Consider the following 25,040-nt stretch of genomic DNA (forward strand, 5'->3'; position numbering starts at 1 on the left):
GGCGGCGGCTTTTTTCATGCGGTGTCGGCCTTAGTTGGTCGTGTGCATGGGCGGCTGCGAGGGCTGGGCATCATGCGGCGTGGTCAGCCGGATGGCGCGCTCCTCCTCGCCATGGCTGGCATGCTCGCCATCCACACCCAGGCCGCCCTTCCAGCGCCGGACCACGCGCTGGAAGATCAGCGAGTTGGGGATCTGCAGCAGGTTGGGTGAGCCATCGGGCGCATGGGCGTCCTGCAAGGTGGTGTAGAGCATGTTGATGTCGATCACGCGGCCCTTGGCACCGGGCTTTTCGGCCGTGTCCAGCACCTCGATGTAGTCACCCAGGCGAAAGGGCCCGACGATGACGATGAGCAGGGCGCAGAACAGGTTGGACAGCACGCTCCAGGCCGCGAAGAAGGCCACGGCGCCCACGGTGGCAAAGCCGGTGAAGGCCGTCCACAGCACGGTGGCCGAGACGCCCAGGCGCTCCAGTACCAGCGGCACGGTGGCGGCGATGAGAATCCAGCGGAACACGCCGCGCAGCGGCACCAGCAGCTCCGGCGGCAGGCCGTAGTGCCGGCCCGCGCGTGCGATCAGCCGGCGAACCAGGCGATTGAGCAGCCAGGCCGCGCCGATGATCAGCAGGATCTGGGCACCGGGGATGATGAACTCCAGCCAATCCTGCATCCAGGTGGGCAGGTGCGCTTGAAAACGACGCATAACTTCAAACATTCAGGAAACAGGAATCCGCTTTCGGGACCCGGATGCGCAGCTCGCGCGCGCCCGGCGTTGAGCTGCGATCGTAAGCGCAGGCGCAAGGCCCGGCAGTCAGGTGCGGCGCTGCTCCACCGTGTCCATCTGCATCTCGAAGCTGAAGAAGCGGTCGCGCCCCTGCGCCTTGGCCGCGTACAGTGCCTGGTCGGCGCGCATGAGCATGGCTTCGGCGCTGGTGTATTCGTCGGGAATGCAGGTGGTGATGCCGCCCGACAGCGTGAGACCCGATTCATGGGGCGAATCGGGGTGGCGTATGCGCAGCACGCGCAGCATCTGGCCCACGGCGCGCGCAAACGTCATGGCGCCCGAGCGCGGCGTGCGCGGCAGGATGAGCGCGAATTCCTCGCCGCCATAGCGCGCCGCCACGTCACGGGGGCGTACGCAGACCTCGCGCAGCAGGCGTCCGATCTGTTTCAGGCATTCATCGCCATGCACGTGGCCATAGGTGTCGTTGTAGCGCTTGAAATGGTCCAGGTCGCAGAGCATCAGCGTCAGCGGCTGGCCTTCGCGGCGGGCCGAGGCGATCTCTGCATGCAGGATGCGGTCGAAGCCTCGGCGGTTGACCAGGCCCGTGAGCTGGTCGAGCTCGACCATTTCGTTGAGCTTCTGGTTGGCCTCGTGCAGCTCGGCCGACAGCGATACCAGGCGCCGGCGCATGTCCAGCAGGCGGCGCATGGCGCGCAGCTTGGCCACGAGCACGATGGGCTTGACGGGCTTGACCAGGTAGTCGTCGCCTCCGGCCTCGATGCCGCGCCACACATCCAGGTCATTGTCCAGGCCGGACAGGAAGATGACGGGCGTCCACTCGCCGGGCTCGGCCTCGCGCAGCTGGCGGGCAACCCAGTAGCCATCCTCGCCGGGCAGGCGGATGTCCAGCAGCACCAGGTCGGGGCGCTGCTCGCGGAACAGCACCAGGGCGCTGGGGCCATCGGCGGCCTCCAGCACGCGGGTCACACCCGCGTGCAGCAGCTCGCTGACCAGGCTGGTGCGCACCGAGGCCTGGTCTTCCACGACCAGCACGCAAAAGGGCGCGGACTCGTCCGTTGGCTTGGCGAAGCGTGCTCCGCTGGGCTCGATGGCGGGGGAGTCGGCGCTGTCGGTGGGCAGGGGAGGTGGGGCGGGGGGCATGGCCTTCATGGTTGCGAAACCAGGAATGGATCAAGGGGCCGCGCAGTGCGCGGCGGGGGATGGCGCCAGTGTAAGTCGGGTGTCGCGTCCGTGTGCGATTGTGTGCAACGGGGCTTTTGCTAGGCCAGCGGCAGATCCGTGCGGGCGCGGCTGGCCTCGTCATGCCACTGCACAAAGGCGTCGGCAGCCGGGCAGATGCGCGGGTTGCCCAGTTGCTGCAGCAGCCTGCAGGCAGCAAAGCACTGGGCTTTGCTGTCATAGGCAAGTGCCCACTGGCGGCGCTCCTCTTGCCGGTCTTCGGGAATGGGCCAGCTGCGCAGCGAGGTGGATAGGCCGGTCAGGCCCATGCGCCAGGGCTTGCCGGAGACACGTGCGCGAAAGCATTGCTGGCGCTCGCACAGCAGGGCATAGAGCGGATCCACCTGCAGGGCGTCGAACAGCCGCCCGACGGCCGGATCGTCCGATGCGAAATCGGCATGCGTGACGATGACGCGCAGGCCCTTGGGTGTTTCGTAGACGCGCAGGCCCCAGTCGGGGTGGCTTTGTTGGAAGGTCTGCACGCGCTCCATGGCGCGGGTGGCCGGCGAGTCCGTGGCCGCACGCTGGCGCGCCTGGCGTGCTTCCCACCAGCGCTGCACGCGCCGCATGGCCAGGAACAGCAGCAGCACGACCAGTGCCGTGGCCACCATCCGCGAATTGTTCTTGTGCGGTGCCAGCCGGGCCAGCCAGATGGCGACCGAAGCCAACAACAGCAGGGTCACGACGGGAAAGCGCACGGCGCTGGGCGGCTCGGGCAGGTCGATATCGGCGATGGCCACGCCCTCGGTGTTCAGGCAGTGGGCGCCGTAGCTGTTGCGCGTCATCACCGTGCCGTCGCGGCGCTGCAGGACTTCTTCGCGGATGGGGGTGGTGAAGCCGTCGAGCGCGTACTCGTTCTTCCATTCCATGCGAGGCTCGCCCTTTGGAAGCGCCGCATTGCGGGCGGCTTCCAGGGCCTTGGCGGCACGCTCCTGGGCGTGGGCCTGGGCGGCTTCCTGGCTGGTGTCGGACCATCCCCAGCGCTGGACGGTGATGCCGTGGGTGGGGCGGCTTTCATGCCGCAGGCGCGCCTGCGCCCAGTAGGTGGGGATGTGCATGGCGAGCCAGTATAGGGAAAAGCCGCCTGGCTCCCAAGGGAACGCAGGCGGCTTCAGTTGGTAACGCGCGCAGGCGCTGGATGCCGTGGGTTTTACTGTTCGCGGCGCAGGGCAGGGAACAGGATCACGTCGCGAATGCTGGCGCTGTCGGTCAGCAGCATCATCAGGCGGTCGATGCCGATGCCGCAGCCGCCCGTGGGGGGCATGCCGTACTCGAGGGCACGCACGAAGTCGTGGTCGAAGTACATGGCTTCGTCGTCGCCACCGTCCTTGGCCTGGACCTGGGCATTGAAGCGCGCGGCCTGGTCCTCGGCGTCGTTGAGCTCGGAAAAACCGTTGCCGAATTCGCGGCCCGTGATGTACAGCTCGAAGCGCTCGGTGACCTCGGGGCGCTCGTCATTGGCGCGCGCCAGCGGCGAGATCTCGGTGGGGTGCTCCATGATGAAGGTGGGCTGCCAGAGCTTTTCTTCCACCACTTCCTCGAAGTACAGCACCTGCAGGCTGGCCAGGGTGCGGGCGGACAGGCGGTCCTTTTCTTCCGTCATGCCCAGCTTGCGCAGCGCATTGGTCAGCCATTCGCGGTCGGCCACCTTGTCGCCGGCTTCGGTGAACTTGACGATGGCCTCGGGAATGGTCAGGCGCTGGAAGGGCTGGGACAGGTCCACGGGCTTGCCGCCGTAGGTCAGCTGCAGCGTGCCCACGGCCTTTTGCGCGGCGTCGCGCACCAGGGCCTCGGTGTAGTCCATCAGGTCGCGGTAGTTCCAGTAGGCCGCGTAGAACTCCATCATGGTGAACTCGGGGTTGTGGCGAACCGAGATGCCTTCGTTGCGGAAGTTGCGGTTGATCTCGAACACGCGCTCGAAGCCGCCGACCACCAGGCGCTTGAGGTACAGCTCGGGCGCGATGCGCAGGTACATCTCCTGGTCCAGCGCGTTGTGGTGGGTGACGAAGGGCTTGGCGTTGGCGCCGCCGGGAATGGGGTGCAGCATGGGCGTTTCCACTTCCAGGAAGCCGTGCTCCACCATGAATTCGCGGATGCCCGAGACGGCCTTGCTGCGTGCGATGAAGCGGCGGCGGGCCTGCTCATCCATCATCAGGTCCACGTAGCGCTGGCGCACCTTCTGCTCCAGGTCGGCCATGCCGTGGAACTTGTCGGGCATGGGGCGCAGGCTCTTGGTGAGCAGGCGCAGCGTCTGCACCTTGACCGACAGCTCGCCGGTCTTGGTCTTCATCAGCGTGCCCTCTGCGCCCAGGATGTCGCCCAGGTCCCAGCGCTTGAAGGCCGCATAGACCTCCTCGCCCACGGTGTCGCGCGTAATGTACAGCTGGATGCGGCCGTGCGTGGGGCCCAGCGATCCGTCCTGGATGGTGGCAAAGCTGGCCTTGCCCATGACGCGCTTGAGCATCATGCGGCCGCCCAGGCTGACCTGCACGGCTTCGGCGTCCAACTGCTCGGCGCTCTTGTCGGCATGGGCCTGCTGCAGCGCCTCGGCGCGGTCGGCGGGCTTGAAGTCGTTGGGGAAGGCCACGCCGCCCTGTTCACGGACCTGTTCGCGCAGGGCCTTGAGTTTTTCGCGGCGCTCGGCGATGAGTTGGTTTTCGTCCTGGGGAGCGGTCTGGTCCGCTGCGGATGGGGTGTTGTGTTCGGTCATGACAATGAGCGCCAGCGCAAAACGCCGAGGGGCCGGAAAAAAGCCGGGGGAAAAAAGCGGGAAAAGCCGAAAAAAGCCAGGCGCAAAGGGCTGGAGGGCGCAGAGGCGGCAGCAAATGCCACCGGCAAGCCCCGCAGCTGGCGGGCTGAATCCGCGATTTTAAGTTTTTTGGCGCGCTTTCGGTGCGCGGTGCTGCCAATGTGCCGGACGCCGCTGCGGTATGACGCTGCAGTCCTGCCAAATCGTCAGTGCCCGGCGGACGGGGAGCCGGGTGCCGGGCCCTGGGCATGGCCTATGCCGCTGCGCTCCAGCACATCGGCCACGAGCTCCAGCCGCACCAGCGGGCTGTCCAGCGCCATCAGTTGCTGTTTGATGGAGACCGGCATGGGCAGCAGCTCGGTCCAGCGGTTGGCCACCCAGCCGCAGTCGCCCATCTGTTCGGCGCTGGGCAGCCGGGCATGGTCTGCGTCTGTGGAGCGCGCGTGCAGCTGCATCAGCACCTGGGCCAAGGCCTGGGCGGTGGCGAGCAGGTGGCTGGGGATGGGTACAGCGGCATCGGCAGGCAGCATCTGCACATCGGCCACCCACAGGCCGTGGGGCAGTTGGCGGTGCTCCTGCATGCGAAAGCGCTGCGTGCCTTCGCACTGCAGGTGCAGCAGGCCGGGCTGGGGCTGCTGCAACTGGACGATGCGGGCCAGCGTGCCCACGGCGTGCAATTGCTCGGCGGCAGCGCCAGCCTTGCGCACTTCGCTGCCGGCCTGCAGCGCCACCACGCCGAAGGGAGCGCCCGTGCGCTCGCACTTGCGGATCATGTCCAGATAGCGGACTTCAAAGACGCGAAGGCTCAGCAGGCCTTGGGGAAAGAGGACGCTGCCCAGGGGGAACAGCGGCAGGGAGTGCAGTGCGGTAGGGGCGGTCATGTGATGGGCGGGATGCGGCAGCTATCATCCCATGCTGTGCCAAGGCCGGATGGCCGTGGTCCGATCTTCCTCCCGCAGTCCTACAACGCCATGCTTTTTCAGATCGTTTCCTTTTTGCTCGACGTGGTCGTTGGCCTGTTGACCGGCGTATGCCTGCTGCGCATGTACATGCAGGCCCAGCGCGTGCCCTTCGGCAACCCCGTGGGGCAGCTGGTGTTTGCGCTGTCCGACTGGATCGTGATGCCGCTGCGCCGCATCATCAAGCCGGCCGGGCGCTGGGACATGTCCAGCCTGATCGCCGCCTTCCTGCTGCAGATGCTGCAGTTCGTGCTGCTGTGGCTGTTGATGGGTGGGCAGTCCACCGTGGTTGCCCTGCCCTGGCTGGCGCTGTGCGGCCTGGCGCGCGTGGCGCTGTCGGGCATGGTGGGCGTGCTGCTGATCTATGCCATCTTGTCGTGGGTGCAGCCGCAGTCGCCGATGTATGGCGTGCTGCAGCGCCTGTCCGAGCCCATGCTGCGGCCCATCCGCCGTGTTGTTCCGCTGATCGGCGGTATCGATCTGTCGGCACTGGTGGCTCTGGTGCTGCTGCAGATCGCGCTGATGGTGCTGGGGTATATCCAGGGTTCGGGCCTGATGCTGCTGGCCTGATTTCCCTGGTTTCCTGGACGTGAAAAAGCCGCCGCAGGCATCAACCTGCGGCGGCTTTTTTTGTGTCTGCGCGAGGCTTTACTGGACCGCGTCGGCCGGCAGGCGCTGCAGCATGGCAAGCGATGCGGCGATGCGGTCGCGCAGCTCGCGGCGGTCCACGATCATGTCCACGGCGCCCTTGTCCTGCAGGAACTCGGCGCGCTGGAAGCCTTCGGGCAACTTCACGCGCACGGTGGTCTCGATCACGCGCGGGCCGGCGAAGCCGACCAGGGTCTTGGGCTCGGCAATGACGATATCGCCGACGAAGGCAAAGCTGGCGGAGACGCCACCGAAGGTGGGATCGGTCAGCACCGAGACGTAGGGCAGGCCCTTCTTGGCCAGGCGCGTGAGCGCGGCATTGGCCTTGGCCATCTGCATCAGGCTCAGCAGGCCTTCCTGCATGCGCGCACCGCCCGTGGCGGTGAAGCAGATGAAGGGGACCTTCTGCTCGATGGCGGTCTCGACACCGCGCACGAAGCGCTCGCCGACCACAGAGCCCATGGAGCCGCCCATGAACTCGAACTCGAAGCAGGCTGCGACCACGTTGACGCTCTTGATGGCGCCGCCCATGACGACCAGGGCATCGGTCTCGCCGGTGTTCTCCAGCGCTTCCTTGAGGCGCTCGGGGTACTTGCGGCTGTCCTTGAACTTCAGGGCATCGACGGGGATGACTTCCTGGCCGATTTCATAACGGCCTTCGGCATCCAGGAAATGGTTCAGGCGGGCGCGGGCGCCGATGCGGTGATGGTGGCTGCAGCTGGGGCAGACGTTCTGGTTTTTCTCCAGATCGGCCTTGTAGAGCACGGTCTCGCAGCTCGGGCACTTGATCCACAGACCCTCGGGGATCTGCTGGTGGCGATCCGTGGGGTTGGTTTGCTGGATTTTGGCAGGCAGGAGTTTTTCAAGCCAGGACATGGTGTTTCCTTTTCAGGCGCAGGGCATGCGGCACCGGGCCGCATGCAAGGGCTGCATTATGCGACCTACGCGTCGAGTGCCTTGCGCACGCCGCGCAGGAAGTCGATGGTCAGGGGGACGATCTTTTCGTGGGGCTGGCCGTCCAGCATCTCGATGATGCGGCTGCCGATGACCACGGCATCGGCCACCCGGCCAATGGCCTGGGCCGTGGCCGCGTCGCGGATGCCGAAGCCCACGCCCACAGGAATGCTCACATGCTCGCGGATGCGCGGCAGCATGGCTTCCACGGCCGCCGTGTCGAGCGTGCCTGCTCCGGTCACGCCCTTGAGCGAGACGTAGTAGACATAGCCGCTGGCCACGCGCGCCACCTGCTGCATGCGCTCGGTGGTGGAGGTGGGCGCCAGCAGGAAGATGAGGTCCATGTCGCGCGCACGCAGTTGCGCGGCGAACGCCTCGCACTCCTCGGGCGGGTAGTCCACGATGAGCAGGCCGTCGACGCCGGCCTCGGCCGCATCGTCCACGAAGCGGTCATTGCCGTGGATCTGGTCGTAGCGCTCCACCGGGTTGGCGTAGCCCATCAGCACCACGGGCGTGGTCTGGTTCTTCTGGCGGAACTCGCGCACATAGGCCAGCACCTGCACCAGGCCCACGCCATTGGCGATGGCGCGGTCGCCTGCCTTCTGGATGGTGGGGCCGTCGGCCATGGGGTCCGAGAAGGGCACGCCCAGCTCGATCACGTCGGCGCCGGCCTCCACCATGCCGTGCATCAGCGATGGCGTGATGGCCGCGAACGGGAAGCCTGCGGTGATGTAGGGGATCAGGGCCTTGCGGCCTTCTTCCTGGAGTTTGGCGAAAGTCGTGGTGATGCGGCTCATTGAGCTGCTCCTCCCTTGACCGTGAGCCCGCGCATGGAGGGACGGTCGTAGTAATCGGCGCCCGAGAGGTCGGCCACGGTGCCGATGTCCTTGTCGCCGCGACCGGACAGGTTCACGAGGATGGACTGGTCGGCGCGCATGGTCTTGGCCAGTTGCATGGCATAGGCCACGGCATGGCTGGACTCCAGGGCGGGAATGATGCCTTCGGTGCGGCACAGGTAGTGGAAGGCGTCCAGCGCCTCCTGGTCGGTGATGCCCACGTACTGGGCCCGGCCCAGTTCCTGCAGCCAGGCGTGCTCGGGGCCGACGCCGGGGTAGTCGAGGCCGGCGCTGATGCTGTGCGTCTCGGTGATCTGGCCGTTCTCGTCCTGCAGGATGAAGGTGCGGTTGCCGTGCAGCACGCCGCTGCTGCCGCGCTGCAGCGAGGCCGAGTGCTTGCCGCTGTCCAGGCCTTCGCCGGCCGCCTCCACGCCAATCAGGCGCGTGTTCTCGAACGGGATGTAGGGGTGGAAGATGCCCATGGCATTGCTGCCGCCGCCCACGCAGGCGACCACGGCATCAGGCTGGCGGTCGGCGCCCAGGAATTCGGGCATCTGCGTCAGGCATTCCTCGCCGATCACCTTCTGGAAGTCGCGCACCATCGCCGGGTAGGGATGGGGGCCGGCAACGGTGCCGATGATGTAGAAGGTGTTGTCCACGTTGGCCACCCAGTCGCGCATGGCCTCGTTGAGCGCGTCCTTGAGCGTGCGGCTGCCCGACTCCACCGGCACCACGGTGGCGCCCAGCAGGCGCATGCGGTAGACGTTGGGGCTTTGGCGCTTCACGTCCTCGGCACCCATGTAGACGATGCATTCGAGGCCGTAGCGCGCGCAGATGGTGGCCGTGGCCACGCCGTGCTGGCCGGCGCCCGTCTCGGCAATGATGCGGGGCTTGCCCATGCGCCGGGCCAGCATGGCCTGGCCGATCACGTTGTTGATCTTGTGCGCGCCCGTGTGGTTGAGGTCTTCGCGCTTGAGGTAGATCTGCGCGCCGCCCATCTCGCGCGACATGCGCGCCGCGTGGTAGACGGGCGAGGGGCGGCCGACGAAGTGGGCCAGCTCGGACTGGAATTCGGCAACGAATTCCGGGTCGTTCTGGTACTTGGCGTAGGCGTCGCGCAGCTCGGTCAGAGCGTGTGTCAGGGTTTCGCTGGCAAAGCTGCCGCCGAAGCGGCCGAAGTGGCCGGATGCGTCAGGGTACTGGTATTCGAACATGGCTTGTCTGCAAAAGTTGGTCATCGGCCGCGCGCACGGCGGCGATGAATCGGTGTATCTTGCCGGCGTCCTTGATGCCCCTGAGGGGCTTGCCGTCGGGACCATCGGCCTCGACGCCGGAACTGACATCAACGGCCAGCGAGAGTCCTCGCGGGCGCACTTGCAAGATGCCATCGGTCACGTTTGCAGGCGTGAGTCCACCAGACAAAACGAGGTGAGAGGCGACGTTTGGTGGAAGGAGTGACCAATTGAATGCTTTTCCGCCACCACCATAGCCGTCGACATGGGCGTCGAGCAGTATGGCCTGGGCTTTCGAGTAACGCTGGGCATATTCTACGAGGTCGAAGCGCGCGGCGTCGGGACCAAGGGGAATGCGTGCGGCGCGCAGGAAGGCGCGGGTGCCGCCCGATGTGGCGGCAAGGCAGTCCTCGGGGGACTCGTCGCCGTGGAACTGCACGCAGGCGCCCGGGATGGCGGCGCAGGCAGCCATCACGTTGGCGGCGCTTTCATTGACGAACAGCAGCACCGGGGTCACGAAGGGCGGCAGGCGCCGCGCCAGTTCTGCAGCGCGCTGCACCGTCACGGCGCGCGGACTGGGGGCGTAGAGCACAAAACCCACGGCATCGGTGCCCGCAGCCACGGCGGCGTCCACGTCCTGTTCGCGGGTGAGTCCGCAGATCTTGATTCGAGTGCGCTGCATGGGGACTGAAGAATGGGGGAGGGCTTGTCCGTTCACGGGAGCCAATCATAGGCCGGGCTGCGCGAAGGAAGGCCCCATGAAGGATCGTATACGGGGCCCAGAAAGTACAGGCCGTCGGGCGAGAAGGTGGGCGCGGCGGCATCGCGGGAACGGGCGTCCAGTACCTGCTGCATCCACTGCGGCGCATATGCGCCCTGGCCGATGGCGATCAGGCAGCCCATGATGTTGCGCACCATGTGATGGAGGAAGGCGCTGCCTTCGAACTCGAAGCGCCAGTAGCAGCATTCCATGGCCGCGTCGCCGGGCCGCATGGAGCTGGCTGCGGCCATCTGGGCGCCATCGCCTGCCATGCGGCGGGTGATGGACAGGCGGTGCAGCGTCTTGACGGGGGACTTTGCCTGGCAGCCCGACGCGCGGAACGAGCTGAAGTCGTGCTCGCCCAGCAGGTGCCGGGCGGCGGCCTGCATGGCATCACCATCGAGCGCATGGAACACCCAGCCCACGCGCCCGGCCTCCACGCTGGGGCGCACGGGCGATTGCAGCAGCACATAGGCATAGCGCCTTGCCGTGGCACAGGCGCGCGAATGGAAGGCATCGGGCACGGGCTGGGCCCATTGCACGGCAATGTCCGGCGGCAGGAAGGTGTTGGTGCCACGGACCCAGGAGAACGGGGCCCTGTCCAGCGGCGTGTCGAAGTGGACGACCTGCATGAGGCCGTGCACGCCGGCATCGGTGCGGCCCGCGCAGAGGGTGTGCACCTCCTGAGCGGCAAAGCGGCCCAGGGCCGCTTCGAGATGGTCTTGAATGGTGTTGCCAGACAGCTGGCTTTGCCAGCCGCTGTAGCGCTGGCCGTTGTAGGCGACGCCGAGGGCTACGCGCATTGCGAGGCCTCCGGCATGGGTTGGGTGTGCATCAAGTTGTCAGTTTTCCATGGCGGCTTGCACCACCCTGTCACGCGAAACCGGTGCGGCGCCTGGGCAGGCGCCGCCGGGCTTCAATCTATCTCGGCCAGCAGGCGCTGGGCCTTGGCCTTGAGATCGCCGTGGGCCTCGGCGATCACTTCCTCGATCAGTGTACGGGCTCCGTCACTGTCGCCGATGGCGTTGAACTCCTGGGCCAGTGCGAGCTTGGTGGCCAGCGGGTCCTCAGGAGCCGAGGGCGGGGTTGCCACGGCAGGGGTGTCGTTGCCCAGGTCCAGGGACAGGCTGCCCAGGTCGAATTCCAGCGACTCGGCCGGTTCCGGCTTGGCCTTGGCCGCCGTCTCCAGCACGCCGCCTGCCTGGGGCGTTGCCGGCGTTGGGGCGGGTGCCTCCGTGCTCAGGCCTTCCAGGTTGAACTCCATGGCGTCCAGGGACAGCAGCTCGGTCTTGGCATGGCTGTCGTCCGTGGTGGAGCTGGTCAGGGGCGAGGGCTCGGTGGCCGGGAAGCTGTCGGCCGCCTGCGTGCCGGGCATGTCCAGCGACAGCATCTCGGTCGGCTGCATGCCGTCCATGGCGTTGCTGTGGTTCAGGGCGTCCGTCAGCGAGGCGTGGGCCGTGGGCTGGAAGCTGGGCATGTCCAGCGATGCAACGGGTGGCTCGACGTGGGGCTCGATGCGAGGTGTGTCGTCCTTTGCGGAGGGCGTGGCTTCCAGCGGCGCGCGCAGCGTGGGCTCCAGCGCTGCGAAGTCCTGTTCGCTGGGCATGGGGGCCGGTGCGGGAAGGGGGCTGGCGTGCTGCGCGGGCAGGCTGGCATCGGCCAGGCCGCCGGGCAGGTCCATGTTGAGGTCCATGTCCAGGTCCATGGGCAGGGTGGCAGGGCCTTCGCGGTGCGCATCCATGTCCAGGGGGCGGCTGGCCAGCGAGGCGGCAGCCAGTCCGGCAGCAGCCACTGCGGCGCCACCGGCAACGGCGGCACCAGACAGGGGCGCGGCGCCTGCAGGCTGGTAGAGGGCGTTTTCCGGGTCCAGGATGCGGCCCTGGTCGGCCAGGCGCTGCCAGTCCACGCCCTTGCCCTGGGTCAGGCCATGCAGGGTCTGCGCGACGGCCTCGAAGGCCTTGCGGTCATGGCGCTTGGCGTAGATGTCGGCCAGCTTCTGGTGCAGTGCGGTGCGGTTGGGGTCGGTGCGCAGCGCTTCCTTGAGGATTTCCTCTGCCTGCAGGTCGCGGCCATAGGCCAGGTAGACGTCGGCCTCGGCCACGGGGTCCACATCGCCCGCATCAAGCTGGCTGGGCGAGTAATGCATGGAGGTGCCGGACAGCTGGCTCGAAGTGCCGGTGTCCACGCGTTGGCCGCCGCTGGCGCCAAAGAAGGAGTCGGCTGCCAGCTGGCTGTCGCCAAAGGCGCTTTCGCTGGAGGCGGCAGCGGCGCGGCGGCGCTGCATGACGCGGTAGCCGCCATAGCCCAGCAGCAGGGCCAGCAGGGCAGCACCGGCCAGCGGGATGGTGGGGTCTTCCAGCAGCGTATCGATGAAGCTGGGCTCGGCGATCGGCGCGACGGGGGCGGGTGCCGGCTTGGGCTTCGGCGGCTCGGCCGGAGCGGGCGTGGCGGGCACGGCTTCTGCAGCAGGCGCTGCCGAGCCGGCTGCATTGGCTGCGGCGTCTGGAGCAGCGGTGGGCGCAGCGGCCGCAGCAGCTGCATCGGCAGGCGCCGCCGGGGCCGCGGGAGTTGTCTGGGGTGCTGCAGCTTCAGGCGCTGCAGGCACGGTCGGCGCGCCCGGCACAGCGACGCCGTTTGCCGTGCCGCTGGCTGCCGAGGCAGGTGCTGCAGCACCACCTTCGGCCGGCTTGGTGGCGGCGGCGATCTGGCTCAGCTCGGACATGTTGCGCTGCAACTCGGCCGTGCGCGATGCCTGGTCGTCCGACTGCTTTTGCTTGGCCAGGCGCTCGTCGGCCTCCACGCCCTTGACGGCGCCCTTGGACAGGGTGAGCTTGTCGGGTGCTGCGGTGGACGGCTTGCGGTCTTCGACCTGGGCCTGGACGCTGCCCGATGCTTCACGATTGGCCGATGCCACGGGCGCGGCCGGCGCGGCGCTGGCCAGCTGGCGGCGGAACTGGTTGAAATCGCGGGACTGGGCGGCAACGATCTGGCGCGCTTCGCGCGGCGAGGTGGCCTGGGCCGTGGCTTCGTCCGGCACGGTGAGCACGGCGCCGGAGCGCATGCGGTTCACATTGCCGTTGATGAAGACCTTGGGATTGGTGCGCAGCATGGCCACCAGCATCTGGTCCAGCGAAACGCCGGCTGGCAGGTGGGCGGCGGCGATGCGGCCTGCCGTGTCCCCAGCCTTGATGCGGACTTCGGAGGCCTCGGACGACGCGGGAGCCGCTGCGGCGCGCTCGCGGGCTGCCGGGGCGGCACGGCGCGCGGCTGCTGGCGCGGGGCGGCTTTCCTCGGTGTTGCCTGCAGCGGCTTGCGATGCAGCGGGGGCTGCGCGGCGCGGCGCGGCGGCAGGCTCGGGTGCCGATGCCTGGGCTGCAGCCGTCACGGCAGGCGGGAGCTTTTGCAGGGTGGGCGGGTCCAGCAGCAGGGTGTAGTTGCGCTGCAGGTTGCCCGAAGCCCAGCTGGCGTCGATCACCAGATCGACAAAGGGTTCGTTGACGGGCTGTGTGCTTGTGAGGCGCAGCACGGCCGAGCCATCCGCGCGGCGCTGCACGCTGACGCGCACCTGGCTGGCGGTGGCGTTGTACTCCATGCCCTGGGTGCGGAAGACGCCGGGAGAGGCCACGCCCACGCGCAGGCCTTCGGCTTCAGCGGCGGTGATCTGGGGGATTTCGACTTCGGCACGCAGGGGCTCGCCCAGGGCCGATTGCACGTTCACCCGGCCCAGAGCCAGTGCCCAGGCCTCGGAGGCGGGCAGTGCGACCGAGACGACGGCCGCAGTGGCCAGCACAGAGAGTTTCCAACGATGCATAAAGCGTCAAACCTGTGTGGATGCAATTGGGCAGGCACTATTGTTATTGTGGGAATGCCCGCGCTTGCACATGTAATTGAAATTTACCCGGGGATAGATGGCACGCCATCTACCAAGGTGCTTGGGTCGCATTGTCGGCCACGCTATAGGATCGCAAGCGTCTGGTTGCCGGCGAACGCCAATAGTTGTTGTCGAACGGCAACGAGAAGAAACACAATGTATCTTTGGTGATTGTAGGCAACCACCTACAGCCAATGGACAAGAGACCTGGGCATTGTGCCCAATTGCCCAGGGCTTAAAGCCGAAAAAAGCGCCATGTCCCGGCCCGGGACATGGCGCTTTTTGTGTTGGCTCAAGCCGGCGATGCTCAGGCGGCGAGCAGGATGCGCAGCATGCGGCGCAGCGGCTCGGCGGCGCCCCACAGCAGCTGGTCACCGATCACGAAGGCCGACAGGTACTCGGGGCCCATGTTCAGCTTGCGCACGCGGCCCACGCCGACTTCCAGGCCGCCGGTGATGGCGGCAGGGGTCAGTTCCTTGACGGTGATGGCGCGGTCGTTGGGAACCCACTTCACCCAGGGGTTGCCGGACTTGATGATGGCTTCCAGCTCTTCCAGGGGCAGGTCCTTCTTGAGCTTGAGGGTCAGCGCCAGGCTGTGGCAGCGCATGGCGCCGATGCGCACGCACAGGCCATCGACAGGGATGGTCTGCTCGGTGCCCAGGATCTTGTTGACCTCGGCCTGGCCCTTCCACTCTTCCTTGGACTGGCCGTTGTCCAGCTGTGCATCGATCCAGGGGATCAGGCCACCGGCCAGCGGTGCGCCGAAGAATTCGGTGGGCACGTCGGTGCGGATGGTCTGGGCCACCTTGCGGTCGATGTCCAGGATGGCGGATGCGGGCGTGGCCAGTTCGTCGGCCACGGCAGCGTGCACCACGCCCATGCCCTTGAGCAGTTCGCGCATGTGGTTGGCGCCGCCACCGGAGGCTGCCTGGTAGGTCATGGAGCTGACCCATTCCACGAGACCGGCCTTGAACAGGCCGCCAAGGCCCATCAGCAAGATGGAGTTGGTGCAGTTGCCGCCAATCCAGTTCTTGCCGCCCGCGGCGAGCTTGGACTGGATCAGGCCTTCATTGACGGGGTCGAGCACGATGACGGCATCGCCTTCCATGCGCAGCGACGAGGCGGCATCGATCCAGTGACCGTTCCAGCCCGAGGCGCGCAGCTGGGGGAAGACTTCCTTGGTGTAGTCGCCGCCCTGGCAGGTGATGATGATGTCGCACTTGGACAGCTCGGCAATGTCGTTGGCATTGCGCAGCTCGGTGTGGGTCTTCGCCATGGCCGGGGCCTTGCCGCCGGCGTTGGAGGTGGAGAAGAACACGGGCTCGATCAGGTCGAAGTCGCCCTCTGCCTGCATGCGGTCCATCAGCACGGAGCCGACCATGCCGCGCCAGCCGACGAGGCCTACCAATTGCTTGCTCATTTTTGAAACGCCCTTTCAGTGTGAAAACAGTGCTTGATCAAGACTGTTGTCGCCCGGCTCGTCTAGGCCAGGTGAGGGCGCACGACGAACCGGGCTGGGTCAGCCTTTGATTGTCGTAATGGTTGTGGAGGTGATTGCGCGCGCAGCCACACCAGCCAGGGCGGCGGGTGCAATGTTCAGCAGGAGGAACGGGCGGGCGGCAAACATAAGAGACGTCATTCTATCGAATACGCCAGGAAAGAGAATGTCTGTTTTGATGAATATCTTCGTCGAATCGGCGAAAACCGAACGTCTATTTTGACGTTTTGCCATGTTGTGGCGAAGCAGGGCAGTGCCTGCCCGCCACAGGGACAGCCGCAAGCCGGGAGGCTGGCGGCCGTCATGGACTTCAGGCCAGTGCGGCCACCACGGCATCGCCCATCTCGCGGGTGGAGACCTTGGTCGTGCCTTCGCTGTAGATGTCGGCCGTGCGCAGGCCTTGGGCCAGCACCTTTTGAACGGCGGCTTCGATGCGCTGGGCGGCGGCTTCCTGGTTCAGCGAAAAGCGCAGCATCATCGCGGCCGACAGGATGGTGGCCAGCGGATTGGCAATGCCCTTGCCGGCGATGTCGGGGGCCGAGCCGTGGCTGGGCTCGTACAGGCCCTGGCCCCTGGAGTTGAGCGATGCCGAGGGCAGCATGCCGATGGAGCCGGTCAGCATGGAGGCTTCGTCGGACAGGATGTCGCCGAACATGTTGCCCGTGACCACCACGTCAAAGCGCTTGGGTTCCTTGACCAGCTGCATGGCGGCGTTGTCCACGTACATGTGGTCCAGTTGCACATCGGGGTACTGCTGGCCCACTTCGGTGACCACGTCCTTCCAGAACTGGAAGGTTTCCAGCACGTTGGCCTTGTCCACGCTGGTCACGCGCTTGCTGCGCTTTTGCGCGGCCTGGAAGGCGACATGGGCGATGCGCTCGATCTCGGGCTTGGAGTAGCGCATGGTGTCGAAGGCTTCCTCGGCACCGGGGAAGTGGCCGTCGGTGGCCACGCGGCGGCCGCGCGGCTGGCCGAAGTAGATGTCGCCGGTCAGCTCACGGATGATGAGGATGTCCAGGCCCGCGACCAGCTCGGGCTTGAGGCTGGAGGCGTGGGTCAGTTCCGCATAGCAGATGGCCGGGCGGAAGTTGGCGAACAGGCCCATGTGCTTGCGCAGGCCCAGGATGGCCTGCTCGGGGCGCAGCGGGCGGTCCAGCGTGTCGTACTTCCAGTCGCCCACGGCGCCGAACAGCACGGCGTCGGACTCCATGGCCAGCTTCAGCGTGGATTCGGGCAACGGGTGGCCGGCAGCTTCGTAGGCAGCGCCGCCCACGGGGGCCGTCTGCATGTCGAAGTCCAAGCCCAGGGCGCCCAGCACCTTCACGGCTTCCGCAACGATTTCGGGGCCGATGCCATCACCGGGCAAGACTGCGATTTTCATGGTGTTCCTTTTGAGAGACTGTTCGGATGGTGGAAGGCCGCCGGCGACTGGTTCAGCAACGCCTGCGGCCCATTGATGCGCGCAAGTGGAGATCGATCAGCGCTGCACCAGCGTGTGGGCCAGCCAGGGCTTGGTGGCCAGGCGCTCGGCCTCGTAGGCGCGGATCTTGTCGGCGTGGCGCAGCGTCAGGCCGATATCGTCAAAGCCGTTGAGCAGGCAGAACTTGCGAAAGGCGATGACATCGAAAGGGATCTCCTCGCCATGCGGGCGCACGATCACCTGGCGATCCAGATCAATGGTCAGCTCGTAGCCGGGGAAGGCTGCGATCTCGTTGAACAGCATGTCGATCGTGGCCTCGGGCAGCACGATGGGCAGCAGGCCGTTCTTGAAGCAGTTGTTGAAGAAGATGTCGGCAAAGCTGGGCGCCAGGATGGCGCGAAAGCCGTACTGGTCCAGCGCCCAGGGCGCGTGCTCGCGGCTGGATCCGCAGCCGAAGTTCTTGCGTGCGACCAGGATGGAGGCGCCCGCATAGCGGGGCTGATTGAGCACGAAGTCGGGGTTGGGCTTGCGCGAGGCCGGGTCCTGGCCGGGCTCGCCATGGTCCAGGTAGCGCCATTCGTCGAACAGGTTCACGCCGAAGCCGGTCTTCTTGATCGACTTGAGGAACTGCTTGGGAATGATGGCGTCGGTATCGACGTTTTCGCGGTCCATGGGGGCGACAAGGCCCTTGTGCACGGTGAATTGTTGCATGGCTGTATCGGATTCAGGGTTCAGCGGGCGGCGCGTTCGATGGCGCTGCCCGCGCTTTGCACGTCCTGGCCAATGCCCTTGACGGTATTGCAGGCGGCCAGGGTGAAGGCCAGGCCGATCAGGAGGATCGAGAAGGAGGGCTTCATGGTGTGCAGGCGGGGCAGTTGCGGGATCGGATCAGGAGAACCTGCGGATGTCCACGAAGTGGCCGTGGATGGCGGCGGCTGCAGCCATGGCGGGGCTCACCAGGTGGGTGCGTCCGCCCGCGCCCTGGCGGCCTTCGAAGTTGCGGTTGCTGGTGGAGGCGCAGCGCTCGCCGGGCTCCAGGCGGTCGGCATTCATGGCCAGGCACATGGAGCAGCCGGGCTCGCGCCATTCAAAGCCTGCCGCCTTGAAGATCTGGTCCAGGCCTTCGCGCTCGGCCTGTTCCTTGACCAGTCCGGAGCCGGGCACGACCATGGCCAGCTTGATGTTGCGCGCCACCTTCTGGCCCAGCTTCTTGACCACGGCGGCGGCCTCGCGCATGTCTTCGATGCGGCTGTTGGTGCACGAGCCGATGAAGACCTTGTCCACGAAGATGTCGTCGATCGCCTTGCCGGGCTCCAGCGCCATGTAGGTCAGCGCGCGTTCGATGGCGCCGCGCTTGCTGGCATCCTTTTCCTTGTCGGGGTCCGGCACGCGGGCATCCACGCCCAGCACCATCTCGGGCGAGGTGCCCCAGGTGACCTGAGGCACGATCTCGCTGGCCTGCAGCTCGACCACGCGGTCGAACTTCGCATCGGCATCGGAGTGCAGCGTCTTCCAGTAGGAGACGGCGGCATCCCATTCGGCGCCGGTGGGGGCCAGCGGGCGGCCCTTGACGTACTGGATGGTCTTGTCGTCCACAGCCACCAGGCCTGCGCGCGCGCCGCCTTCGATGGCCATGTTGCAGACCGTCATGCGGCCTTCCATGCTCAGGTCACGGATGGCTTCGCCGGCGAACTCGATGGTGTAGCCCGTGCCGCCGGCCGTGCCGATCTTGCCGATGATGGCCAGCACGATGTCCTTGGCCGTGATGCCGGGGGCCGCCTTGCCGCTGACGTTGATCAGCATGTTCTTGGCCTTCTTGGCCAGCAGGGTCTGGGTGGCCATCACGTGCTCGACTTCGGACGTGCCGATGCCGTGGGCCAGTGCGCCGAAGGCGCCGTGCGTGGACGTGTGGCTGTCGCCGCAGACCACGGTCATGCCGGGCAGGGTGGCGCCCTGCTCGGGGCCCATGACGTGGACGATGCCCTGACCCTTGTCCATGAAGGGGAAGAAGGCCGCAGAGCCGAACTCGCCGATGTTGGTGTTCAGCGTGGTGATCTGTTCCTTGCTGATGGGGTCGGCAATGCCGTCATAGCCGCGCTCCCAGCCGTCGGTGGGGGTGTTGTGGTCGGCCGTGGCGACCACGGAGCTGATGCGCCACAGCTTGCGGCCGGCCATGCGCAGGCCTTCGAAGGCCTGGGGGCTGGTGACTTCGTGCACCAGGTGGCGGTCGATGTAGAGGACGGCGGTGCCGTCATCCTCGGTGTGGATGACGTGCTCGTCGAAGATCTTGTCGTAGAGGGTGCGTCCCATGGCGTTCTCGAATGGTTGGTGTCGTGGGGAAATTTTTGGGGGCATCCAGCGGCCAAGTGGCCTTCAGGATGCGCTGGCCGGCGGGCTCAGGTGCTCGACCAGCAGGCGGGCCGTGACGGGTAGCGCGTCGAAGTCACGCGCCACGATGCTCAGCTCGCGCCGAGCCCAGTCGTCGCTGAGCTCCAGTGCGCGCAGATGGCCCACGCCGTGCATGAGCTCGAAGGCGCGGTCGGGAATCAGTCCCACGCCCAGGCCGTTGTCGATCATGCGGCACATGGCATCCAGGCTGGTGACCTGGATGCGCTGGTGCAGCGCATGCCCCGCCTGTGCGGCGGCCGCGCGCATGGCCAGGCTGATGGAGGAGCCGGCCTGCAGGCTGACGATGTCCCATTCGAGCACATCGGCAAAGGCCACGCTGTCGCTGTGCGCCAGCGCGTGCTGCTCGGGGACCACGACGACCAGGCGATCCTCGCGGTAGGGGCGGTGCTGCAGTACGGGAGTGGCCTGGCCATTGCCCAGCGGCATGTACGCCATGGAGCAGATGCCGATGTCGGCCGTGCCTTCCTGTACGGCAGCCAGTACGGCGGGGCTGAGCTGCTCCTGCAGGTCGATCTTGACCTGGCCGTGCTTGCGCGCGAACACGCCCAGGTCTTCCGGCAGGAACTGCACGATGGCAGACATGTTGGCGTGGATGCGCACATGGCCGCGCACGCCATCGGCGTACTCGGACAGCTCGCCCTGCATGCGCTCCAGGCCGTACAGCACGTTGCGGGCATGGTGCAGCAGGCTTTCGCCGGCCGGCGTCAAGGTCACGCCACGGCTGTGTCGGTACAGCAGGGCTGTGTCCACCGTGGCTTCGAGATCGGACAGGCGCTTGCTCACCGCCGAGGCTGCAATGAACTCACGCTCGGCCGCGCGGCCGATGCTGCCAAGTTCGCAGACAGCCACGAACAGCTGCAAGGAGGTAAGGTCTATGCGCCGTGCAAAACTGCGCTCTGAATTCTTCATGTGGTGGGGTTCAGGCTTCTCATTAGGAGAAGTTGGATGGATTTTCTCGCACAAGTCATCGATCTGTCATCTTCAAGCGCGATGTCTTTGGTGATGTCGCGCGATTTCATGGAGATGGGGGTCATGCCTTCTGGCGATGGCTGCGGGCAGCCTTTCCTGTCGGAACGCCGGTTGCATACTGAAAGAATTTGTCAATCTTTGCGCCAGTCGCCTGCATGGATTGCTGCAAAAATAAGAGCATATGAACGATCGATACCCGACGGGCCTGCGAGCCCTGCCTGCAGGCCTGTCATTGCTGCTGGCCGCAGCCCTGTCCTGCATGGCCGTCCCGGCGTCTGCCAAGCCGCAGCCACCAGCGAAGAACACGGCCAAGAGCGGTGCGAAGGCACCGGCCAAACCTGCAGCCAGACCTGCGGCCAAAGCGGCAGCCAGGCCAGCGGGCAAGGCCGCCGTCAAGACCGGGGGCAAGTCGGCGCCCTCTCCAACCCGCAATGCGCCGGCCAAGGCCGCCGCCGCTGGCGTGGCGGCAGGGGCTGTTGCGGCCGGAACTGCCGCAGCCGCAGTGGGCCATGCCCCCAAGGGCGAGCCCGGCCTGAGCCCGGCCGAGGTCGCAGCGCTGCACCAGCATGCCGAGCAGGGCGAGGCCAGCGCCCAGTACGCGCTGGGTTCGCTGTACAAGCGCGGCCAGGGCGTTGCCCTGAGTGCCGAGACGGCGGCCCAGTGGTATGAGAAGTCTGCGCAGCAGGGCTATGCGCCAGCCCAGTCCGACCTGGGGTTGATGTATGCGAATGGCCGTGGCGTGGCGCGTGACGATGCCCAGGCCGTGCAGTGGTATCGCAAGGCTGCCGAGCAGGGCGATGCCGTGGCCCAGAACAACCTGGGCCTGATGCTGGCCGAGGGGCGCGGAGCCGCCAAGGACCCCGCGCAGGCCGTGCAGTGGTTCCAGCGCTCGGCTGAGCAAGGTGAAGCGGCCGGTCAGTACAGCCTGGGCGTGATGTATGCCACGGGCCGGGGCGTGGCCGAGGACGTGGCGCAGGCGCTGCGCTGGTTTGTGGCGGCGGCAGGCCAGGGTCATGCCGATGCGCAATTCAATGCCGGCATGCTCTATGCCGAGGGTGGCGTGGTCGATCGCGACATGGCGCAGGCCGCCCACTGGCTGGAGAAGGCGGCCGAGCAGGGCAATGCCGCAGCCCAGTCCAACCTGGGCGTGCTGTATGCCAATGGCCAGGGCGTGCCCGCCAGCGACGAGAAGGCCGCGCGCTGGCTGGAGCGTGCCGCCCAGCAGGGCGATGCGCTGGCGCAGTCCAATCTCGCCAGTCTTTATGCGTCGGGCAAGGGTGTGGAGCGCAGCCCGTCCCAGGCCTATTTCTGGATGCTGCTGGCGGCGGGCAGGGACAGCTCGCTGGCCGCCAAGCGTGACAGCATGGCCCAGCCGCTGAGCGCGGCCGAGCGTGCACGCACCGAGCGCCAGGCGGCGGCTTGGAAGGCCAAACCCGCTCCCTGAGTCCTGTTGAGCAGGCACCAATGAAAAACGCCTCGGAAGAGGCGTTTTTGTTGGGGGCTCAGTGCTGCATCAGCTGAAGAAGCTCTTGAGCCTGTCGGTCCAGCTCTCGCCGCTGGGCGAGTGCTTGGCGCCGCCCTTCTTGAGCGATTCCTCCAGCTCGCGCAGCAGCTTGCGCTGGTACTCGGTCAGCTTGACGGGCGTCTCGACCACGATGTGGCAGTAAAGGTCGCCTGGATAGCTGGAGCGCACGCCCTTGATGCCCTTGCCGCGCAGGCGGAACTGCTTGCCGGCCTGGGTGCCTTCGGGGATGTCGATGGCCGCCTTGCCCGACAGGGTGGGTACCTCGATCTCGCCGCCGAGCGCCGCCGTGATGAAGCTCACGGGCACGTTGCAGTGCAGGTCGTCGCCGTCGCGCTCGAAGATGTCATGGTCCTTGATGCGAATCTCGATGTAGAGATCGCCCGCAGGCCCGCCATTCGTGCCGGGTTCGCCATTGCCGGAGGAGCGGATGCGCATGCCGTCGTCGATGCCGGCCGGAATCTTCACTTCCAGTGTCTTCTGGCGCTTGACCTTGCCCTGGCCGCCGCAGCTGGTGCAGGGCTCGGGAATGATCTTGCCCGTGCCCCGGCAGTGCGGGCAGGTCTGCTGCACGCTGAAGAAGCCCTGGCGCATCTGCACGCTGCCCATGCCGTTGCAGGTGGTGCAGGTCTTGGCGCTGGTGCCGGGCTTGGCGCCGCTGCCGTGGCAGGTGTCGCAGCCATCCCAGCTGGGGATGCGGATCTGCGCATCCTTGCCGTGGGCGGCTTCCTCCAGCGTGATCTCCATGGCGTAGCTGAGATCGTTGCCGCGGTAGACCTGGCGGCCGCCACCGGCGCCGCCGCGTCTTCCGCCACCCTGGTTGAACATGTCGCCAAAGATGTCGCCAAAGGCTTCGGCAAAGCCACCAAAGCCTTCGGCGCCGCCGCCCATGCCGCGGTTGGGGTCCACGCCTGCATGGCCGTACTGGTCGTAGGCCGCGCGCTTGTTGCTGTCGGAGAGCATCTCGTAGGCCTCCTTGGCCTCCTTGAATTTCTCTTCCGCCCCGCTTGCAGCATCCCCCTGGTTGCGGTCAGGGTGGTACTTCATCGCCAGCTTGCGATAAGCCTTCTTGATGTCGTCGTCCGAGGCGTTCTTGGCAACGCCGAGGACCTCGTAAAAATCGCGTTTGGACATGGTGTTTGCTAGCCAGTCAGTGAGAACAGGAACGCCGCGTCAGCCCCTTGGCAGGGCCGAGCGCGGCGGCAAGCGGTCGTCAAGGGACCACGCGCTGGGTTCAGTCCTTCTTGACTTCCTTGACTTCGGCGTCAACGACGTTGTCGTCCGCGGCTGCTGCACCGGCCGAGGCGCCTGCTGCACCGGCCGCAGCGGCGGCTGCTGCTGCCTCGGGGCCGCCGGCTGCCTGCGCATCGGCGTACATCTTCTCGCCGAGCTTCTGGCTGGCCGTCATCAGCGCCGTGGTCTTGGCGTCGATGGCGTCCTTGTCCTCGCCCTTGAGGGCCTCTTCCAGATCCTTGACGGCGCTCTCGATGGCGGTCTTCTCGCCAGCGTCGAGCTTGTCGCCATGCTCGCCCAGGCTCTTCTTGACGCTGTGCACGGCAGCTTCGCCCTGGTTGCGGGCCTGGACCAGTTCCAGCTTCTTCTTGTCGTCGGCTGCGTTCAGCTCGGCGTCCTTCACCATCTTCTGGATCTCGTCCTCGGACAGGCCCGAGTTCGCCTTGATGGTGATCTTGTTTTCCTTGCCCGATGCCTTGTCCTTAGCGGACACGTTCAGGATGCCGTTGGCGTCGATGTCAAAGGCCACTTCGATCTGGGGCACGCCACGCGCTGCGGGCGGAATGCCTTCGAGGTTGAACTCGCCCAGCATCTTGTTGCCCGAAGCCATCTCGCGCTCACCCTGGAACACCTTGATCGTCACTGCCGGCTGGTTGTCGTCGGCCGTCGAGAAGGTCTGTGCGAACTTCGTCGGGATGGTCGTGTTCTTGGTGATCATCTTGGTCATCACGCCACCTAGCGTCTCGATGCCCAGCGACAGCGGCGTCACGTCCAGCAGCAGCACGTCCTTGCGGTCACCCGACAGAACCTGGCCCTGCACGGCGGCGCCCACGGCCACGGCTTCGTCGGGGTTCACGTCCTTGCGGGGTTCCTTGCCGAAGAATTCCTTGACCTTCTCCTGCACCTTGGGCATGCGGGACATGCCGCCGACCAGGATCACGTCATCGATGTCGGACACGGACACGCCTGCGTCCTTGATGGCCGTGCGGCAGGGCGCAATGGTGCGCTCGATCAGGTCTTCGACCAGGCTTTCCAGCTTGGAGCGGGTCAGCTTGATGTTCAGGTGCTTGGGACCCGAGGCATCGGCCGTGATGTAGGGCAGGTTGATGTCGGTCTGGGCCGAGTTCGACAGCTCGATCTTGGCCTTCTCGGCGGCTTCCTTCAGGCGCTGCAGGGCCAGCACGTCCTTGGCCAGATCAACGCCCTGGTCCTTCTTGAACTCGGTGATGATGTAGTCGATGATGCGCTGGTCGAAGTCTTCGCCGCCCAGGAACGTGTCGCCGTTGGTGGACAGCACTTCGAACTGCTTTTCGCCGTCCACATCGGCGATTTCGATGATGGACACGTCAAACGTGCCGCCGCCCAGGTCATACACCGCGATCTTGCGGTCGCCCTTGTCGATCTTGTCCAGGCCGAAGGCCAGCGCAGCTGCCGTGGGCTCGTTGATGATGCGCTTGACTTCCAGGCCGGCGATGCGGCCGGCATCCTTGGTGGCCTGGCGCTGGGCGTCGTTGAAGTACGCGGGCACGGTGATCACGGCCTCGGTCACGGGCTCGCCCAGGTAGTCCTCGGCGGTCTTCTTCATCTTGCGCAGCACTTCGGCGGAAATCTGCGGCGGGGCCAGCTTCTGGCCGCGCACTTCCACCCAGGCGTCGCCGTTGTCGGCACGCGAGATGGTGTAGGGCATCAGGTCGATGTCCTTTTGCACTTCCTTCTCGTCGAACTTGCGGCCGATCAGGCGCTTGGCGGCGTAGATGGTGTTGCGGGGGTTGGTGACGGCCTGGCGCTTGGCCGAGGCGCCGACGAGGATCTCGCCGTCTTCCTGGTAGGCAATGATCGACGGCGTGGTGCGTGCACCTTCGCTGTTCTCGATCACGCGCGTGGTGTTGCCGTCCATGATGGCCACGCAGCTGTTGGTGGTGCCCAGGTCAATACCGATGATTTTTCCCATTTTGAGTTCTCTCCGCGTTCTGTGAAATGTTTGAATGACTGCTAACTTGTGGCCGGCAGGCGCTGCTTCA

General features: G+C 66.4%; 22 protein-coding genes. 2 read left to right on the top strand and 20 right to left on the bottom strand.

Translation table 11 applies throughout. The features are described 5' to 3' along the window. Positions 1-30 precede the first annotated feature (30 nt). The 5 genes from AC57B5_RS25800 to AC57B5_RS25820 form a co-directional block, all read right to left on the bottom strand. A complete protein-coding gene (locus AC57B5_RS25800; protein ID WP_013801006.1) occupies positions 31-699 on the bottom strand; it encodes a mechanosensitive ion channel family protein in 669 nt (222 codons plus the stop codon). 108 nt (positions 700-807) lie between these two features. Continuing rightward, a complete protein-coding gene (locus tag AC57B5_RS25805) occupies positions 808-1,890 on the bottom strand; it encodes a GGDEF domain-containing response regulator (protein ID WP_012207049.1) in 1,083 nt (360 codons plus the stop codon). A 110-nt stretch (positions 1,891-2,000) separates the two neighbouring features. Further along, entirely contained in the window at positions 2,001-3,017 is a 1,017-nt protein-coding gene (locus tag AC57B5_RS25810; protein WP_071956630.1) for a hypothetical protein, read from the bottom strand. A gap of 92 nt (positions 3,018-3,109) precedes the next feature. After that, on the bottom strand, positions 3,110-4,669 hold the full coding sequence (lysS, locus tag AC57B5_RS25815; protein WP_013801009.1) for a lysine--tRNA ligase: 1,560 nt from the start codon (positions 4,667-4,669) through the stop codon (positions 3,110-3,112). 245 nt (positions 4,670-4,914) lie between these two features. Continuing rightward, on the bottom strand, positions 4,915-5,589 hold the full coding sequence (locus tag AC57B5_RS25820) for an LON peptidase substrate-binding domain-containing protein (RefSeq protein ID WP_034396674.1): 675 nt from the start codon (positions 5,587-5,589) through the stop codon (positions 4,915-4,917). Positions 5,590-5,679: 90 nt separating this feature from the next. Between AC57B5_RS25820 and AC57B5_RS25825 the strand changes: the two genes are divergently transcribed. Next, positions 5,680-6,237 carry a YggT family protein gene (locus AC57B5_RS25825; RefSeq protein WP_013801011.1) on the top strand — a complete coding sequence of 186 codons (558 nt, stop codon included), beginning with the start codon at positions 5,680-5,682 and terminating at the stop codon, positions 6,235-6,237. A 78-nt stretch (positions 6,238-6,315) separates the two neighbouring features. On the opposite strand, the gene accD is transcribed toward AC57B5_RS25825, so the two are convergent. The 13 genes from accD to AC57B5_RS25890 form a co-directional block, all read right to left on the bottom strand. Next, the gene (gene accD / locus AC57B5_RS25830) at positions 6,316-7,191 is read right to left on the bottom strand and encodes an acetyl-CoA carboxylase, carboxyltransferase subunit beta (RefSeq protein WP_012207044.1); all 876 of its coding nucleotides are present in this window, start codon (positions 7,189-7,191) and stop codon (positions 6,316-6,318) included. Between the two features lie 65 nt (positions 7,192-7,256). Next, positions 7,257-8,066: a tryptophan synthase subunit alpha gene (gene trpA / locus AC57B5_RS25835; protein WP_013801013.1), complete on the bottom strand. Its 810-nt coding sequence runs from the start codon at positions 8,064-8,066 to the stop codon at positions 7,257-7,259. Then, positions 8,063-9,319 carry a tryptophan synthase subunit beta gene (trpB, locus tag AC57B5_RS25840; protein WP_012207042.1) on the bottom strand — a complete coding sequence of 419 codons (1,257 nt, stop codon included), beginning with the start codon at positions 9,317-9,319 and terminating at the stop codon, positions 8,063-8,065. Before trpB ends, trpA begins: the two co-directional genes overlap by 4 nt. Further along, positions 9,297-10,019: a phosphoribosylanthranilate isomerase gene (locus AC57B5_RS25845; protein WP_013801014.1), complete on the bottom strand. Its 723-nt coding sequence runs from the start codon at positions 10,017-10,019 to the stop codon at positions 9,297-9,299. The genes trpB and AC57B5_RS25845 overlap by 23 nt, the downstream gene beginning before the upstream one ends. A 32-nt stretch (positions 10,020-10,051) precedes the next feature. Beyond that, entirely contained in the window at positions 10,052-10,900 is an 849-nt protein-coding gene (truA, locus tag AC57B5_RS25850) for a tRNA pseudouridine(38-40) synthase TruA (protein ID WP_034396664.1), read from the bottom strand. A 113-nt stretch (positions 10,901-11,013) separates the two neighbouring features. Then, a complete protein-coding gene (locus AC57B5_RS25855; RefSeq protein ID WP_496400592.1) occupies positions 11,014-13,908 on the bottom strand; it encodes a motility hub landmark protein FimV in 2,895 nt (964 codons plus the stop codon). A gap of 367 nt (positions 13,909-14,275) precedes the next feature. Continuing rightward, positions 14,276-15,388 (bottom strand): aspartate-semialdehyde dehydrogenase, encoded by a 1,113-nt coding sequence (asd, locus tag AC57B5_RS25860; protein ID WP_013801017.1) that lies wholly within the window; start codon positions 15,386-15,388, stop codon positions 14,276-14,278. 99 nt (positions 15,389-15,487) lie between these two features. Continuing rightward, the gene (locus AC57B5_RS25865) at positions 15,488-15,700 is read right to left on the bottom strand and encodes a hypothetical protein (RefSeq protein ID WP_156517057.1); all 213 of its coding nucleotides are present in this window, start codon (positions 15,698-15,700) and stop codon (positions 15,488-15,490) included. A 76-nt stretch (positions 15,701-15,776) separates the two neighbouring features. Continuing rightward, entirely contained in the window at positions 15,777-16,847 is a 1,071-nt protein-coding gene (gene leuB, locus AC57B5_RS25870; RefSeq protein WP_012207037.1) for a 3-isopropylmalate dehydrogenase, read from the bottom strand. A 96-nt stretch (positions 16,848-16,943) separates the two neighbouring features. Continuing rightward, entirely contained in the window at positions 16,944-17,597 is a 654-nt protein-coding gene (leuD, locus tag AC57B5_RS25875; RefSeq protein WP_496400593.1) for a 3-isopropylmalate dehydratase small subunit, read from the bottom strand. A gap of 20 nt (positions 17,598-17,617) precedes the next feature. Continuing rightward, complete coding sequence (locus tag AC57B5_RS25880; protein WP_012207035.1) at positions 17,618-17,743, bottom strand: entericidin A/B family lipoprotein; 126 nt, start codon at positions 17,741-17,743, stop codon at positions 17,618-17,620. Positions 17,744-17,774: 31 nt separating this feature from the next. Then, the gene (gene leuC / locus AC57B5_RS25885) at positions 17,775-19,196 is read right to left on the bottom strand and encodes a 3-isopropylmalate dehydratase large subunit (protein ID WP_034396655.1); all 1,422 of its coding nucleotides are present in this window, start codon (positions 19,194-19,196) and stop codon (positions 17,775-17,777) included. Positions 19,197-19,259: 63 nt separating this feature from the next. After that, entirely contained in the window at positions 19,260-20,204 is a 945-nt protein-coding gene (locus AC57B5_RS25890; RefSeq protein ID WP_012207033.1) for a LysR family transcriptional regulator, read from the bottom strand. A gap of 241 nt (positions 20,205-20,445) precedes the next feature. Here AC57B5_RS25890 and AC57B5_RS25895 point away from each other — a divergent pair, with 241 nt between their 5' ends. Then, positions 20,446-21,708, top strand: a complete 1,263-nt coding sequence (locus AC57B5_RS25895; RefSeq protein WP_496400594.1) for a tetratricopeptide repeat protein — start codon at positions 20,446-20,448, stop codon at positions 21,706-21,708. 69 nt (positions 21,709-21,777) lie between these two features. Here the strand turns inward: AC57B5_RS25895 and dnaJ are convergent, their stop codons facing one another. Both dnaJ and dnaK read right to left on the bottom strand, forming a co-directional pair. Then, positions 21,778-22,920: a molecular chaperone DnaJ gene (gene dnaJ, locus AC57B5_RS25900; RefSeq protein WP_013801020.1), complete on the bottom strand. Its 1,143-nt coding sequence runs from the start codon at positions 22,918-22,920 to the stop codon at positions 21,778-21,780. Between the two features lie 100 nt (positions 22,921-23,020). Continuing rightward, positions 23,021-24,970 (bottom strand): molecular chaperone DnaK, encoded by a 1,950-nt coding sequence (gene dnaK / locus AC57B5_RS25905; protein ID WP_034396649.1) that lies wholly within the window; start codon positions 24,968-24,970, stop codon positions 23,021-23,023. Between the last annotated feature and the right edge of the window lie 70 nt (positions 24,971-25,040).

Source organism: Delftia sp. BGA-UO-ETr-SB1 (genome assembly GCF_059567865.1).